General features: G+C 75.2%; 6 protein-coding genes. All 6 read right to left on the bottom strand.

What is annotated here, in order from left to right; translation table 11 throughout:
- Positions 1-10868, bottom strand: a 10868-nt coding sequence (locus C7C45_RS23070; protein WP_482805344.1) for an SDR family NAD(P)-dependent oxidoreductase, incomplete at its 3' end; no start/stop codon positions are given.
- Positions 10869-11051: 183 nt separating this feature from the next.
- A complete protein-coding gene (locus C7C45_RS23065; protein ID WP_244200514.1) occupies positions 11052-12242 on the bottom strand; it encodes a cytochrome P450 in 1191 nt (396 codons plus the stop codon).
- Positions 12239-13498: a methylaspartate mutase gene (locus C7C45_RS23060; protein ID WP_425271166.1), complete on the bottom strand. Its 1260-nt coding sequence runs from the start codon at positions 13496-13498 to the stop codon at positions 12239-12241. Before C7C45_RS23060 ends, C7C45_RS23065 begins: the two co-directional genes overlap by 4 nt.
- 29 nt (positions 13499-13527) lie before the next feature.
- On the bottom strand, positions 13528-13992 hold the full coding sequence (locus C7C45_RS23055; RefSeq protein ID WP_110565791.1) for a cobalamin B12-binding domain-containing protein: 465 nt from the start codon (positions 13990-13992) through the stop codon (positions 13528-13530).
- A complete protein-coding gene (locus C7C45_RS23050) occupies positions 13989-15209 on the bottom strand; it encodes a type III PLP-dependent enzyme domain-containing protein (RefSeq protein ID WP_110565790.1) in 1221 nt (406 codons plus the stop codon). Before C7C45_RS23050 ends, C7C45_RS23055 begins: the two co-directional genes overlap by 4 nt.
- A complete protein-coding gene (locus tag C7C45_RS23045; protein ID WP_244200512.1) occupies positions 15206-16687 on the bottom strand; it encodes an AMP-binding protein in 1482 nt (493 codons plus the stop codon). Before C7C45_RS23045 ends, C7C45_RS23050 begins: the two co-directional genes overlap by 4 nt.
- Between the last annotated feature and the right edge of the window lie 121 nt (positions 16688-16808).

The raw sequence follows: 16808 nt of genomic DNA, 5'->3' as shown, positions 1-16808 counted from the left end.
CCGTGACGCCTGGCGTCGGAAAGGCGTTCCAGCACCAACACACCCGCACCCTCGGCCCAGCCGGTGCCGTCCGCGTCGTCGGAGAAGGACTTACACCGGCCGTCCGGGGCCAGGCCGCGCTGGCGGCTGAAGTCGACGAAGATGTCGGGGGTGGCCAGCACCGTGACGCCGCCGGCCAGGGCGAGCGTGCACTCACCACGACGCACCGACTCCGCCGCCAGATGCAGCGCCACCAACGACGACGAGCAGGCCGTGTCGACAGTCAACGCCGGCCCCTCCAACCCGAAGTGGTAGGCGACCCGACCGGAGAAGACGCTTGGCGAGCTGCCGTTGGTGAGGTAGGCGGCGACGTCCTCGGGCGGGTTCTTGAGGCGGCTGCCGTAGTCGTCGTACATCACGCCGGCGAACACGCCGGTGCGGGTGCCGCGCAGCGAGTCCGGCGCGATACCGGCACGTTCGAACGCCTCCCAGCTGACTTCGAGCAGCAACCGCTGTTGCGGGTCGAGGGCCAGCGCCTCGCGCGGGCCGATGCCGAACAGCTCCGGGTCGAAGCCGGCCGGGTCATCCAGGAACCCGCCCTCGCGCACGTAGCTGCGACCCGGGGTGCCGGGCTCGGGGTGGTAGATGCCGTCGACGTCCCAGCCGCGGTCGACGGGCAGCCCGGAGACCGCGTCGACGCCGTCGGCGACCAGCCGCCACAGGTCCTCCGGCGACCGCACCCCGCCGGGGTAGCGGCAGGCCATGCCCACGATGGCGATCGGCTCGCCGGTGGCGGCGGCGCGCACCTCGGGGGCCTCGTCGGCGGTGCCGGTGACCATCGTGGTGAGTAGGGCGGTGACGGCGGCCGGGGTGGGGTGGTCGAAGACGAGGGTGGCGGGCAGGGTCAGCCCGGTGGCGGCGGTCAGCAGGTTGCGCAGCTCCACCGCGGCCAGCGAGTCGAACCCGAGGTCGCGGAACGGGCGGCGGTCGGCGACCTCGGCCGGGTCGGTGTACCCGAGCACGGCGGCGATCTTCTCGCGTACGAGAGACGCCAGCTCCCGCTCCCGCTCGGCCGGCGGCAGCGCGGCCGGGCCGGTGGGCCGTTCCGGCCGGGCCGCGACCGGGCGGCGCACCAGGCCGCGCAGCAGGGCGGGCAGGTCCGCGCGGGTCCGGAGCGCTTGGCGGTCCACCCGGATCGCGGTCACCGCGGCCGGGCCGCTCCGCCAGGCACCGTCGAACAGGGCCAGCCCGTCCTCGCGACTCAGCGCGGGCAGGCCGAGGCGGTCCATCCGGGCCAGGTCGGCGTCGCCGACCGCGCCGAGGCCGGTGTCCTCCGCCCACAGGCCGAACGCGATCGCGGTGGCCGGCAGCCCGTGCACGGCCCGGTATCCGGCGAGGCCGTCGAGGAAGGCGTTCGCTGCGGCGTAGTCGCCCTGCCCGGCCGCGAGCACCTGACCGCCGGCGGACGAGAACAGCACGAACGCGGTGAGGCCGAGATCGGCGGTGAGGTCGTGCAGGTGCCAGGCGGCGTCGGCCTTCGGGGCGAGGACCCGGTCCACGGCGTCGTGGCCGAGGCCGGCGACCGTGCCGCCGGACGCTGTCCCAGCGGCGTGCACGACTGCGCCGAGCGGCCGGTCGGCGCGGATGCCGGCCAGCAGCCGGGCGACGGCGTCGCGGTCGGACACGTCGCACGCGAGCACCCGCACGTCGGCACCGGCCGCCGCCAGGTCGGCGCAGAGCGCGCCGACGCCGGGAGCGTCCGGGCCGCGCCGGCTGACCAACAGCAGATTCCGTACGCCGTGGTGGCTCACCAACCGGCGGGCGGCCAGCGCGCCGAGGCCGCCGGTGCCGCCGGTGACCAGCACGGTCCGGTCCGGGTCCAGGGTGCGGCGCTCGGCGTCCGGGTCGGCGCGGACGTAGCGGGGCACCAGCACGGCGTCACCGCGCACAGCGGTCTCCGGTTCGCCGCTGCCGGCCGCGACGTCGAGGACGGTCGCGGTGTCGTCGGCGTCGACAAGCGCGAACCGGCCGGGGTTCTCCTCGGCGGCGGCCCGCACCAGGCCCCAGACCGCGGACTGGGCCGGGTCGGGTGCCGCGTCGCCGGGCAGGTGGACGGCGCGGCGGGTGACCACCAGCAGGCGGTCCGTGGCGTGCTCGTCGTCGGCCAGCCAGGTGCGGATCCGGTCGAGCGTGGCGCCGACGGTGACCCGGGCCGCCGCGGCCGGCGTCGGGCCGTCCGGGGTGGGCACGTCGAACCGTACGGTGACCGGCGCCGGGCCGACCGGCTCGGCGATCGGGGTCCAGTCGACGGTGAACAACTCGCCGGCCCGGGCGGTCCGGGTCGCCGGGCGGGCGGTGAGCGTGGTGACGGTGGCGACCGGCTGCCCGGTGTGGTCGGCGACGTCGATCGCGGACAGCTCGTCCCCGCGTAGCCGGGTGATCCGCACCCGCAGCGCGGACGCCCCGGCCCGGTGCAGGGTGACGCCGGACCAGACGAACGGCAGCAGGGTGTCCCCGCCGGCCAGCAGGTCGGCGTGCATGGCGGCGTCCAGCAGCGCCGGGTGCAGGCCGTACCCGGTGGCGTCCGGGCTGGGCAGCTCGACCTCGGCGTACACCTCGTCGCCGCGCCGCCAGGCCGCGCGCAGCCCCTGGAAGGCGGGTCCGTAGTCGTAGCCACGCCCGGCGAGGGTGTCGTACGCGCCGGTGACGTCGATCGGCTCGGCGCCGGGCGGCGGCCACGCGGTCAGCTCGGCCGGGGTGCCCGGGGTGGTGCCGAGGAAGCCACGGGCGTGCAGGGTCCACGGTTCGGCGGCGTCGGCGTGCTCGGGACGGGAGTAGACGGACACCGCGCACCGGCCGCCGGTCGGCGCGGCGACGACCACCTGCACGGCGGTCGCGGTCCGCTCGTCGAGCACCAGCGGGGCGTGCAGGGTCAGCTCGTCCAGCACCGGGTGCCCAGCGTGGGTTCCGGCGTGCAGGGCGAGTTCGGCGAACGCGGTGCCGGGCAGCAGCAGCTCGCCGAGGACGCCGTGGTCGGCGAGCCACGGGGTGGCGTCGGCGGCGAGGCGGCCGGTGAGCACCAGGCCGTCGTCGCCGAGCGGCAGGACCGCGCCGAGTAGCGGGTGACCGGCCGGGAGCTGACCGAGGCCGGCCGGGTCGGCGCCGGCATCGAGCCAGAAGCGGCGGCGCTGGAAGGGATAGGTGGGCAGGTCGATCCGGCGGGCACCGGGCAGGTGGGCGGCCCAGTCGACGGTGGCGCCGTCGGCCCACAACTCGGCGACGGCCCCCAACACGTCCCGCCCGGCGACGACCGCGACCACGTCGTCCACGTGACCGCGCAGCAGGCCACTCAGCACCGGTTCCGGACCCAACTCGACGAACCGGCAGCCGGTCAGACCGGACACCGCCTCGTGGAAACGGACCGTGTCGCGGATCTGCCGGACCCAGTACCCAGCATCCACCGACCCGACGCGGGCACCGGTCACCGTGGAAATCCACTCCACCCGCGGAACGGCGAAGGCGACCCCAGCGGCGGCTGCGGCAAAACCGTCAAGCGCCGGTTCCATCAACACCGAGTGGAACGCGTCAGAAACCGTCAACCACCGCGGCTGCACACCAAGCTGCTCGACCGCCGCGGTCACCCGCTCACGACTGCCCGACAGCACCACCGAACCCGGACCATTCACCGCCGCCACATCCACACCTGTCAAGCGAGCAGACTCCTCCGACACGCTCACCACCGCCATCACCCCACCAGCAGCGACCGCACCCATCAACCGACCGCGTTCCACGACCAGACGGGCCGCGTCCTCCAGAGACAAGACCCCGGCGACGTACGCCGCCGCGAACTCACCCACCGAATGACCCACCACCACATCCGGACGCAACCCCCACGACTCCAGAAGACGGAACAACGCCACCTCGTACGCGAAGAGAGCGGGCTGCGCGTTGGCCGTGGCATCGATGTCGGCCGCGTCCCACGAGACGAGCGAGCACACCTCGTCCCACGCCTCGGCGAAAGTCGGATACCGCTCGTACAGGTCGGCACCCATCCCCACCCGCTGCGCACCCTGACCCGGAAAAACAAAGACAGTGCGAGCATCACGGGCCACTGTGGTCGTCGGGTCGCCGCCGGTCCAGATGGCCCGGACGTCCAGGGCGGCCCGCGAGGTGCCCAGCGAGAAGGCGACGTCGGCCGGCGCGGCACCGGCGGCCAGCACCGAGCGCACCGCCGCCACCTGGGCGAGCAGCGCCTGCTCGCTGCGGGCCGAGACCGGCAGCGGCACCGGGCCGGACAGCACCCGGCCGGACGACTCGGGGGCGGACGGCTCGGGGGCGGCGGCCGGCGCCTCCTCGACGATGACGTGCGCGTTGGTGCCGCTGATCCCGAACGACGACACCCCGGCGCGACGCGGACGCTCGCCGGCCGGCCAGTCCCGCGCGTCGGCCAGCAGCGCCACCGCGCCGGCCGACCAGTCGACGTGCGAGGACGGCCGATCCACGTGCAGCGTGCGCGGCAGGGTGCCGTGCCGCATCGCCTCGACCATCTTGATGATCCCGGCGACGCCGGCGGCGGCCTGGGTGTGGCCGATGTTCGACTTGACCGAGCCGAGCCACAGCGGGCGGTCCCGGTCCTGGCCGTACGTGCCGAGCAACGCGGTCGCCTCGATCGGGTCGCCGAGCACCGTGCCGGTGCCGTGCGCCTCGACCGCGTCGACGTCGGCGGGCCGCAGCCCGGCGGTGGCCAGCGCGTCCCGAATGACCCGCTGCTGGGAGGGTCCGTTCGGGGCGGTGAGCCCGTTGGAAGCGCCGTCGGAGTTGACCGCCGAGCCGCGGACCACGGCGAGCACCGGGTGACCGTTGCGGCGCGCGTCCGACAGGCGTTCCAGCAGCAGCACGCCCGCGCCCTCACCCCAGCCGGTGCCGTCCGCGCCGTCCGCGAAGGACTTGCACCGGCCGTCGGCGGCCAGGCCGCGCTGGCGGCTGAAGTCGATGAACGTGTCCGGGGTGGACATCACGGTCACCCCTCCGGCCAGCGCGAGTGAGCACTCACCGGCGCGAATCGCCTGGATCGCCCAGTGCAGCGCGACGAGGGACGAGGAGCAGGCCGTGTCGATCGTGACGGCCGGGCCCTCGAAGCCGAACGTGTACGCCACCCGGCCGGACACGACGCTGGCGAGGCTGCCGTTGCCCAGGTAAGCGGCCACGTCCTCGGGCACGTGGCCCAGCCTGGTCCCCCAGTCGTGGTACATGACGCCGGCGAACACGCCCGTGCGGGTGCCGCGCAGCGAGTCCGGCGCGATCCCGGCCCGCTCCACCGCCTCCCAGGTGATCTCCAGCAGCAGCCGCTGCTGCGGGTCCATGGCGGCGGCCTCGCGCGGGCCGATGCCGAAGAACTCGGGGTCGAACTCGGCGGCGTCGTGCAGGAAGCCGCCCTCGCGCACGTAGCTGCGGCCGGGTGTGCCGGGTTCCGGGTCGAAGATGCGGTCCACCTGCCAACCGCGGTCGTCCGGGAAGTCGCCGATCGCGTCCGACCCGGCGGCGACGAGCCGCCACAGGTCCTCCGGTGAGCGCACGTCGCCGGGGTAGCGGCAGGCCATGCCGACGATGGCGATCGGCTCGTCGGTTCCCACCGGCTCGACGGGTGCCGGGGCGACGGCAGGTGCGGTGGCGACGTTCAGGTGCTCGGCGAGGGCGCGCGGGGTCGGGTAGTCGAAGACGACTGTCGCCGCCGGCGTCGCGCCGGTCGCCGCACCGATCCGGTTGCGCAACTCCACGGCGGCGAGCGAGTCGAAGCCGGCCTCGCTGAACGGCCGGTCCGGGTCGACCGCCTCCGGTCCGTCGTGGCCGAGCACCGCGGCCGCGTGGGTACGCACCAGGCGCAACAGTGCCCGTTGCCGGTCCGGCCCGGCCGGTCCGGCCCACGGCTCGGCCGGTGCGGTGGCGGAGGGCCGGGCGGGACGAGGGGTGGCCGGCACCAGGTCACGCAACAGGGCGGGCAGGTCGGCGCGGGCCCGCAGGGCGGCCGGGTCGGGTCGCAGCGGCAGCACGGTGGCGGCGGAGGCGGTCAGCGCGGCGTCGAACAGGGCGAGGCTGTCGGCAACGTCCAGGGCGGGCAGGCCGGAACGCGCGATGCGGCGCAGGGTGGTGGCGTCGAGTCGGTCGCCCATACCGCCGGCACCTGCCCACAGGCCCCAGCCGATCGACACGGCGGACAGCCCGGCGGCGCGGCGGTGCGCGGCGAGCGCGTCGAGGGTGGCGTTGGCGGCGGCGTAGTTGCCCTGCCCGGCGCCGTCCACGTGCGCCGCGGCCGAGGAGAACAGCACGAACCAGGCCAGGTCGCGGTCGCGGGTCAGCTCGTGCAGGTGCCAGGCGGCGTCCGCCTTCGGTGCGGCCACCGCGTCGACGCGCTCCGGGGTGAGCGCCGTCACCAGGCCGTCGTCGAGGATCCCGGCGGCGTGCACCACGGCGGCCGGCGGGTGCTCGGCGAGCAGCCGGGCGAGCGCGTCCCGGTCGGCCACGTCGCAGGCTGCCACGGTCACCGACGCGCCGGCCGCGGTGAGCCCGGCGGTCAGTTCCGCCACGCCGGGCGCCTGCGGCCCCCGACGGCTGACGAGCAGCAGTTCCCGTACGCCGTGCCGGCCCACCAGGTGCCGGGCGACGACCGCGCCGAGTCCGCCGGTGCCGCCGGTGATCAGCACCGGGCCGTCCAGGGTCGGGAAGGCCGCGGGCTCCGGGTCGCAGGCGGTCAGCCGGGGAACCAGTACGACGCCGTCGCGGAGGGCCAGTTCCGGCTCGCCGTCCACGGCCGGCACCGGTTCGCCGGCCGGCACCTCGGCCAACGCGAACCTGTCCGGGTACTCGGCAAGCGCGGCGCGCACCAGGCCGCGGGCGGCGGCGTGGCCGGCGTCGTCCGGCGCGGTGACCACGGTCAGCCGGCCGGCGGGGCGGGCCAGCCAGGCGTGGACCACGGCGAGGGCCCGGTGGGTGGCCACGCGGGCGGCCTCCGCGCCGGGACCGGCCAGGGCGAGACGCACGGCCCGGTCCCCGGACGGGTCCGCGTCCGAGCCGGCCAGGGCGAGACGCACGCCCCCGTCGCCGGACAGGTCCGCGTCCGAGCCGGCCGGCTCGGGCAGCGTTCGCGGGACGCCCGGGGCGGGCACCCAGCGGATCTCGTGCAGGCGGGCGCCGCCGGTGAGCCGGGCGGCCGGGACCGGGCGGGTCACGAACGACTCGACGGTGACCGCGGGTGTGCCGTCCGGGGTGGTGGCGTCGATCCGCACCGCGTCCGGACCGGCCGGGCTGATCCGCACCCGCAGCGTGGTCGCACCGGGGCCGGCGATCGTGACGCCGCGCCAGGCGAAGGGCAGGTGCACCATGCCGGGTTCGGCGGTGGTGCCGGCGGCCAGCTCGGTGGCCTGGAGCACCGCGTCGAGCAGGGCCGGGTGCAGTTGGTGCCCGCCGGCCGGCACGTGTGGGGGCAGCGAGACCTCGACGTACGCGTGGTCGCCGTCGCGCCATGCGGCCCGCAGGCCGCGGAAGCTCTCGCCGTAGTGGTATCCCTGCTCGGCCAGGTCGTCGTACCAGCGGGTCAGGTCGGCCGGGACCGCGCCGGGCGGGGGCCAGGTGCCGAGGTCGGCCGGCGGCGGCCCGGCGGCGGTGAGCAGGCCGGTGGCGTGCCGGGACCAGGCGTCGACGCCGTCCGGCCGGGCGTGGATCTCGACGCTGCGGCGGCCGTCGCCGTCGTCCGGACCGGTGATGATCTGCAGCGTGACCGTGCCGGTCACCGGCAACGGGGCGTGCAGCGTCAGCTCGGCCAGCACCGGCGTGCCGATCAGGGCACCGGCGTGCGCGGCCAGGTCGACGAACGCGGTGGCCGGCAGCAGCATGGCGCCGGCGACGACGTGGTCGGCCAGCCACGGGTGGGTGCGCGGCGAGATACGTCCGGTGAGCACGGTGCGGTCGCCGTCGGCCGGCCGCACCACCGCGCCGAGCAGCGGGTGCCCGGCCGGGGCCTGGCCCAGCGCGGTCGCGTCGGCGGCGGGTGCGGGCGGGGCGAGCCAGAACCTGCGGTGCTGGAACGGGTAGGTGGGCAGCTCGACCGACGGCCGGTCGGCGGTGCCGGCGAAGAACCGGTGCCAGTCCACCGGGGTGCCGAGGCGGTGGGCGGCGGCCAGCGTCGCCAGCACGTCGCGCACCTCGTCGCGGCCGGGCCGCAGGGTGGGCAGGAACGCCGCGTCCGGCAGGGTGGCCGGGCCGAGGGCGGTCAGCACCGCGTCCGGGCCCAGCTCGACGAAGGTGGTGACGCCGCGCTCGGCCAGCGCCCGCAGGCCGTCGGCGAAGCGGACGGTGCCGCGCACCTGCCGCACCCAGTACTCCGGCTCGGCCAGGTCGTCGTCGCCGACCAGCGCGCCGGTCACCGTCGACACCATCGGCAGCCGGGCCGGCGCGAAGCCGACCACCTGGGCGAACTGCCGGAACTCGGCCAGCATCGGGTCCATCGCCGGGGAGTGGAAGGCGTGCGAGACGCGCAGCGGGCTGGTGCGCCGGCCGGCGGCGGCGAAGGTGGCGGCGATCGCGGTGACCGACCCGACGGCACCGGAGAGCACCACGGCGCGCGGTCCGTTGACCGCCGCGACGGCGACGTCGTCCACGCCGGCCAGCGCCGCGCGGGCCTCGTCCTCGGTCGCCTGCACGGAGATCATCGCGCCGCCGGCCGGCAGGGCCTGCATCAGCTCGCCGCGGGCGGTGACCAGCAGCGCCGCGTCGGCCAGGGTGAGCGTCCCGGCGACGTGCGCGGCGGCGAACTCGCCGACCGAGTGACCCAGCACGTAGTCGGGCGTCAGACCCTGCGATTCGAGCAGCCGGAACAGCGCGACCTCGACGGCGAACAGCGCGGCCTGGGCGTACGCCGTGCGGTCCAGCAACGCCGGGTCGTCGCCGGCCAGCACGTCGCGAAGTGGCCGGTCGAGGTGCTGGTCGAGTTCGTCGGCGACGGCGGCGAAGGCGTCGGCGAACACCGGGTACGCCGCGGCCAGCCGGGTACCGGAGGCGAGCCGCTGGGCACCCTGGCCGGTGAACAGGAAGGCGGTCCGGCCCCGGCCGGCCGGGGCACTGTCGGCGGTGGACAGCGCGCGCAACGCGCCGCGGGCCTCGTCCCGGCCGGCGGCGAGCAGCACCGCCCGGTGCTCCATCGTGGTGCGGGTGACGGCCAGGGCGGCGGCGACCGCGGACAGGCCGGCCGGGCCGTCCAGCACCGGCAGCAGCGCGGTCGCCCGGTCGCGCAGGGCGGCGGCGGAGCGCGCGGACAGCACCAGCGGCACCGGTACGACGTCCGGGTCCTCCGGCGCCGCCGGGTCCTCGGCGGCGGCCGGGTCGCCCTCCTCCACGATGACGTGCGCGTTGGTGCCGCTGACACCGAACGACGAGACACCGGCCCGGCGGGGCCGCTCCCCCGGCTGCCACGGCTGCGCGGCGGTCAGCAGCGCGACCTTCCCGGCGGTCCAGTCCACGTGCGGGGTGGGCTCGTCGACGTGCAGGGTGGCCGGCAGCGTGCCGTGCCGCAGCGCCATCACCATCTTGATCACACCGGCCGCACCGGCGGCGGCCTGGGTGTGGCCGATGTTCGACTTGACCGAGCCGAGCCACAGGGGCGTCTCCCGGTCCTGACCGAGCGCGGCGATCAGCGCGGTCGCCTCGATCGGGTCACCGAGCCGGGTGCCGGTGCCGTGCGCCTCGACCGCGTCCACGTCGGCCGGCCGCAGCCCGGCGTCGGCCAGCGCGTCGGCCACCACCCGCTGCTGCGCCGGACCGTTCGGGGCGGTCAGCCCGTTGCTCGCGCCGTCGGAGTTGACCGCGGTGCCGCGCAGTACGGCCAGCACCCGGCGGCCGTGGCGGCGGGCGTCGGAGAGCCGTTCCAGCACCAGGATGCCGGCTCCCTCGGCGAATCCGGTGCCGTCGGCGGCGGCGGCGAACGGCTTGCACAGCCCGTCCGGGGCCAGTCCGCGCTGACGGCTGAACGCGGTGAACGTACCCGGGCTGCCCATCACCGCCACGCCGCCGGCCAGCGCGAGCGAGGCGTCCCCGGCGCGCAGTGCCCGGCAGGCCAGGTGCAGCGCGACGAGGGAGCCGGAGCAGGCGGTGTCGACGGTGATCGCCGGGCCGTGCGCACCGAGCGTGTACGCCACCCGGCCGGACACCACGCTGGGTGCGCTGCCGGTCAGCAGGTAGCCGTCGAGCCCGTCCGGGGCCTCGTACAGGCGTGGGCCGTACTCCTGGGGTTCGGCGCCGACGAACACGCCGGCCTGGCTGCCGCGCAGCGTGACCGGGTCGATGCCGGCCCGTTCCAGGGCCTCCCACGCCGTCTCCAGCACGATCCGCTGCTGCGGGTCCATCGCCGACGCCTCGCGCGGGCCGATGCCGAAGAAGTCGGCGTCGAAGCCGGCGGCGTCGTCCAGAAAGGCGCCGTGCCGGACATAGCTGCTTCCCGGCCGGTCCGGGTCGTCGTCGAACAACGCGTCCAGGTCCCAGCCGCGGTCGGCGGGGAAACCGCCGAGCACGTGCCGGCCTCCGGCGACCAACTCCCAGAGGTCCTCCGGGCCGCCCACGCCGCCGGGGAAGCGGCAGCCGATGCCGACGATCGCGATCGGCTCGTCGGACGCGGCACTGCGCGGCGCGCCGTCCGCACCGCCGCCGGTGCCGGCGATCCGATCCAGGATGACCTCGGCCACCTGGGCCGGGGTCGGGTGGTCGAAGGCCAGCGTGACAGGCAGCGCCATGCCGGTGGCCGCGGTGAGCCGGTCATGCAGGTCGACCGCGGCCAGCGAGTCGAACCCGGCCTCGCGGAACGGCCGGTCGTCGGCCATGCTGTCCGGCCCGTCGGGCGCCACCGTACGCAGCACGGTGGCCGTGCAGCGGCGGACCAGTTCCAGGACGGCGCGGCGGCGTTCCGCGGCCGGCAGTGCGACTAGCTCGGGCAGGTTCATCCGGGCACTCCAACGGGTCACCAGGCAGGCGTGGATTGGGCTCGATGCTAGGAACGGATGCGGCGGCCGAGATCCCCTACCGGCCCCTCACCAGGTGATCGGCAGAACTCCGGGGCCCCGCACGATGACGCCGGTGCGCCAGGTGACCCCGTCGGCCAGGGCCAGGTCGCCGAAGCGGTCCAGCAGCAGGCCGAGTGCGACCTGTAGCTCCAGGCGGGCCAGTTGCGCGCCGAGGCACAGGTGCGCGCCGTAGCCGAAGGTGACGTGCGGATTCGGTTTGCGGGTGAGGTCCAGCACGTCAGGGTCGGCGAACACCTCGGGGTCGCGGTTGGCGGCGGCCAGCGAGGGCAGCACCGGGTCGCCGGCGCGCACGGTCACCCCGGACAGCTCCACGTCGGTCAGCGCGTACCGCGGGAACATGGCGGCCGAGTTGATCGGGACGTACCGGAGCAGTTCCTCGACCGCGGACGGCATGAGGCTGCGGTCGCGGCGCAGCGCGGCCAGCGCCTCCGGGTGTTCCAGCAGCGTGTACACGAAGCCGGGCAGGGCCGCCGAGACCGTCTCGGTGCCGGCGGTCAGCAGGCCGGCCCCGGCGAGGTCGATCAGCTCGGTCTCGGTGAGCTTGTCGCCGTCGTCGCGCGCCCGCACCAGCGCGCCGAGCAGGTCGTCGGTGGGCCGCAGGCGGCGCTGCCCGATCAGGTCGGCGATGTACGCGTCCATCTCCGGCCCCACCGTGGCGACCACGTCACCCAGCGCCGACTCGTTGTTGGTGAACGCCTCGGTCCAGCGGGTGAACCGCGGGTAGTCCTCGATCGGCACGCCGAGCATGCCGCAGATGACGGTCACCGGCAGCGGCCGGGCGAAGTGTTCGACCAGGTCGGTCGGGCGTCCACGGGCCACCATGGCGTCGAGCAGCCCGTCGGCGATCTTGTGGACCTCGGCGCGCATCCGCTCCACCCGGCGGGCGGTGAACGCCTTCATGGCGAGCTTGCGCAGCCGGGTGTGGTCGGGCGGGTCCATGCCCATGATGCCGTCGTTCATGTTCTCCCGGCGCAGCCGAGGCTGGTCCAGGCCCTGGGCCACGGCCCGGCTGAACCGCGGGTCGGACAGCACCGTGCGCACGTCGGCGTGCCGGGTCACCAGCCAGCCCGGTTCGCCGTACGGGAGCTGGACCCGGCTCACCGGTTCGGTGCGGCGCAGGGCCTCGTACATCGGGGCGACCTCGCTGGTGCGGGTCGGGAAGGGGTACGGCCGGACCGGCCGCTGCTCGTCGCTCACGGAACTTCCTCTCTGACCGTGTCGTACCGGCGGCGGACGCTGCTGAGCGCCTCCATCAGCCCGGCCGCGGTCACCCGGCTGCGGCCGGAGGCGCGCACCAGGTGACCGATCGGCAGCAGACCGGTGTCGGCCCAGCGCAGCGCGCCGTCGGTGTCCACGTAACTGCGGGTGCGGCCCAGGTTGTCCGGGTGCAGGCAGTACGGGATGTCCAGGTAGCCGCTCTTGAAGCTGTGCAGCAGCGAGCGGCCGATGTCGGGGCCGCTGTCGAGCACGGCCTCGACCAGCGCTCGGGCCTCGGCGTACGTCTGCGAGTCGCTCCCCTCGTGCTCCGGGACCGCCGTCGTGGAGACGGTGTGCGCGGTCGCCGCGGCATGGGTGAGCGCCTCCACGTTCTCGGCGATGGTGGGGATACGGTGCGCCTCGGCGACGGTCTTGACGATCAGCCGTTCCGCGCCTGTGGTGCGGGCCAGTTCGACGGCGTGGGTGAGGATGCGGCGGGCACCGTGCGGGGTGGCCGGGAACAACCCCATGTAGGTGTAGATGACCACGTGCCAGGTGACGTCCGGCAGCAGTTCCGCGCACAGCCGGCGCAGCGCGCGCACCGCCTCCTGGTCCTGGCGCGGGTTGGTCTGCTGGGCGTAGCTGACCGCGATGCTGCGCACGCCGTAGCGGCGGAAGAACAGCGCCTCCAGGACGCTGAGCGCGACGAGCTGGCTGGGCGGGCAGAGCTGGCCCAGCATGCAGCCGCCGAACGTCTCCAGGTTGGGTTCGACCGGGCTGTACTCGCGCAGCCGGGCGAACAGCTCGGAGCAGTGCGCCCAGTTGCGTACCGACTCGTCGAGCGGCACCCGGCCGTACGGCAGGCAGTACGACACCGGGCCGCCCTCGGTGGCGTCCAGCCCGGCCGCGACCAGCGCCGCGAAGATGTGCCGCGGATCGGCTGAGCCGTGCCGCACCTGCACCGGGAAGGCGGTGTCGCGTACCCCGTCGATCACCGCGCGGGTGGTCCGTACCGGGTGGGTGGCGATCGGGTAGCCGTTGAGGTCCTCGCCGGCGCTGACCGCGCGGGCGGCCGCACCCAGGTCACCCAGCCGGGTGTAGCTGTCCAGGGTGATGGTGCCGACAGTGGTGGCGGGGGCGGCCTTGACGGCGAGCAGCCCGGCGCGCATGGCCGTCGACGAGCTGAAGCCCATCCGGGGCTGCACCACCAGTTCGCCGGCGTCGGCGGCACGACGGACGAACTCGCCGAGGCCGATCCGTCCGCCGGCCGCAGGGACCGCCCCGGTCACCGGAAGGCCCTGCTGGGCAGGGCGGACAGGAACGAGCGGAAGGCGGTGATCGCGTCGACGGAGTCCTCGTAGACAGCGTCGCATCCGGCGGCGAGCAGTTCGTCGCGCTGGGCGGCGGTCAGCGACCCGGCGACGCCGAGCTTGCCGCCGATCACCACCGGCAACGCGGCCAGTGCCGACCGGTCGCGCAGGGCCCGCGCCGCGCGGGCACCGTCGATGTGGCCGTGGCCGTTGACGCTGCTGAGCACCAGAAGGTCGGGCCGGCGCTCCAGGCATTCACGCACCAGCAGCTCGTCCGGTACGCACGCGCCCAGGTTGGCCACGTCGAAGCCCAGTTCGGACAGCAGCAGTTCGAGGAAGACCAGGTTCCAGGTGTGCGCGTCGGACGCCACCCCACTGACCACGACGGTGGCCCGGCGTCGGCCTGGGGTGTCGTCCCGGGCGGTGGTCAGCTCGCTCACGTCGCCGGCCCGTAGACCCGCCGGTAGTCCAGGCGGGAGACCGACAGCACCTCGTCACCGCGCACGACCACCTCGGCCGGGGCCGGGCGGCCCAGGAACGCCAGCAGGCTGGCGGAGGGCCCGTACGCGCCGGCGTTGGGGATCTCGAGCACGTCGCCCGGCGCCAGGTCGGGCAGCGGTACGTCGCGGGCGAGCACGTCACCCGGGGTGCACAGCGGGCCGACCAGGCTGGCGACCTGCACCGGCTCGGCCGCCGTGGAGATCTTCGCGGGCAGCAGCCGGCCCAGGCCGGACAGCCCGCCGAACGTGTTGATCCCGGCGTCCAGCACGACGAATCGGCGCTGCCGGCTCTCCTTGACGTTCACCACGCCGCAGAGCAGGGTGCCGCCGTCGCCGACCAGGTAGCGGCCCGACTCGCAGGCGATCCGCGGCTCGCCGTCACGCCAGCGCGGGAAGCTGGTGTCCAGCGCCGACTCCAGCTCGGACCGCAGCTTGTCGTAGCGGGCCCGCGGCCCCGGGGTGGCGTACGGCACCGAGAAGCCGCCGCCGATGTCCAGCAGCCGCAGCGGCAGTCCCAGGTCCTCGTGCAGCCGGGCGGCCAGGCCGATGGTGTGCTGGAACTCGGCGATCAGGCTTTCCTCGTCGGCGGCGCTGCTCAGCGGGAAGAAGTGCGCGCCGGCCAGGCGGGTCCCGGGCACCCGGGTCAGCTCCGGCAGCACGTCCGGCAGGGTCTCGCTGTCCAGCCCGAACTGCGACGGCGCACCGGTCATCCGGATGCTGCTGGTGGTGGCCTTGGCGGCGGCGCTGTTGACGCGCAGCAGACAGTCGACGACCACGCCGTGGCGGTCCGCGACCCGGCCGATGCGGCGCAGGTCGCCGGGCGACTCGGCGGAGAAGGTCCGCACCCCACGGCCGATCGCCACGTCCAGTTCGCCGGTGGTCTTGCCGGGTCCGGTGTAGAGGCAGTCGGCGGCCGCGAACCCGGCCTCGATCGCGACCGCCAGTTCACCTGTGGAGCTGATCTCGGCGCGGGTGCGGTCGGCGCCGCGCACGGCGGCGGCGACCTCGGCGTGCGGGTTCGCCTTGACGGCGTAGAAGAGGTCGACCGCCTCGGGCAGGGCTGCCTTCAACGCCTCCCGCGCGGCCTCCACCCGGTCCAGGTCGTACACGTACAGCGGGGTGCCGTACCGCTCGGCGAGGTGGGCGTACGCGCTCATGCCGGTGCTCCGTCCAACAGCGCGGCGAGTTGCCGACGCTCGTGTTTGCCGTGCAGCGACAGCGGCAGCTCGTCGAGCACCACGCAGGTCGCCGGGATCTTCGCCGGCTCCAACCGCTTGCGCAGTTCGCGCAGCACCGCGGTGGGGGCCAGGTCGGTCACCACGCACAGGGCGAGGTCACGGTCCGGCGAGGGCGGGACGGCGGCCGCCGCCTGGACGCCGGGGACGTCCATCGCCGCGGCCTCGATCTCGACCGTGCTCATCCGCAGGCCCTTGCGCTTGAACATCTCGTCGCGGCGGCCGGCGAAGTAGAGGTAGCCGTCGTCGTCGAGCCAGCCGTAGTCGCCGGTGTGCAGCTGGGGCGCCCCGGTGCGCGGGTCGGTGCGGAACACCCGTGCGGTCTGTTCCGGTGCCCGCCAGTAGCCGGGCATCACGTGCGGCCCCTCCACCACGATCTCGCCGATCTCGCCGGCCGGCAGCGCCTCGCCGTCCGGGTCGCAGATGAGCACCCGGGTGCCGGGCAGCGGCCGGCCGACCGCGGCGGGCCGCTCGGTGTCCTCGTCCGGTGGCATGACCGCGATGCGCTTGCACTCGGTCTGGCCGAACTGGCGCACCACGCGAGCGCCGGGGAAGGCGGCGCGCAGGTCGTCGATGACCGCCTGGGGCAGCGCCGCGCCGGTGTTGGTGAACATCCGCACCGGCGGCCGGACGTCGGGTTCGCGCCGGGCCAGGGTGACGATCATCGAGGCCAGTGACGGCACGATCGGTACCACTGTCGCGCCGGCCTCGCGCAGCCGGCGCAGCAGCGACAGGTCGCCCTCGGTGCCGGCCAGCACCACCTCGGCGCCGGCCGCGCAGGACATCAGCACCTTGTGCAGGCCGTAGTCCCAGGACATCGGGAAGCGGCAGTACACCACGTCGTCGCGGCGGTAGCCGAGGGCGGCGACCAACGCGCCGACGACGAAGACGGTCTGCGCGTGCGGGGTGACGACCGCCTTGGGGGCGGCGGTGCTGCCCGAGGTGTAGATCAGGGCGGCCGGCGCGGACGGGTCCGGCCGCACCGTGTCGGCGGCCCGGCTGCCGAGCCGGGCCTCGGCGGCGGCCAGCACCTGCGGCGTCTCGTGCACCGGGACGGTGGTCAGCGCTCGCAGGGCCGGAGCCAGCGCCGCATCCGCGATCACCAGGGCCGGTGCGGCGTTCGCCACCACCGCGCTCAGGTGGAACGGTTTCATCGCCGGATTCAGCGGCACGAACGCGGCGCCGCGCCGGGACACCGCGTGGAACAGGGCGACCAGGAGCCGGGTTGTCTCGGCCTGCACCAGCACCCGGTCGCCGGCCCGCACCCCGTGCTCGGCCAACCAGGCGTCCAGCGCGTGACTGTGCGCGTGCAGGTCGGCGTAGGTCCACCGGCCGGTCGCGTCGCGCACCGCCGGGTCGTCCGGTGCCGCCGCGGCGGCACCGTCCAGCAGAGAATGCACCAATCCGTCGTTCACGAAAACCCCCGCCGCTCCGGAACCGATTCCAAGACAATTGTTGGAGTTACGAAGAGAATGGCTGCAACGATCAATGCGAACCTATCCGCGAGGCTCGCAGAAAGGA

It is taken from the genome of Micromonospora arborensis (assembly GCF_003205615.1).
Lineage (GTDB): Bacteria > Actinomycetota > Actinomycetes > Mycobacteriales > Micromonosporaceae > Micromonospora > Micromonospora arborensis.
The sequence above is the reverse complement of the archived record's forward strand: the minus strand, read 5'-3'. Positions and strand labels throughout refer to the sequence as shown.

Coding starts and splice junctions, on each gene's coding strand:
- C7C45_RS23050 (WP_110565790.1), bottom strand. CDS start 15,209: ATGAGCGCGTACGCCCACCTCGCCGAGCGGTACGGCACCCCGCTGTAC.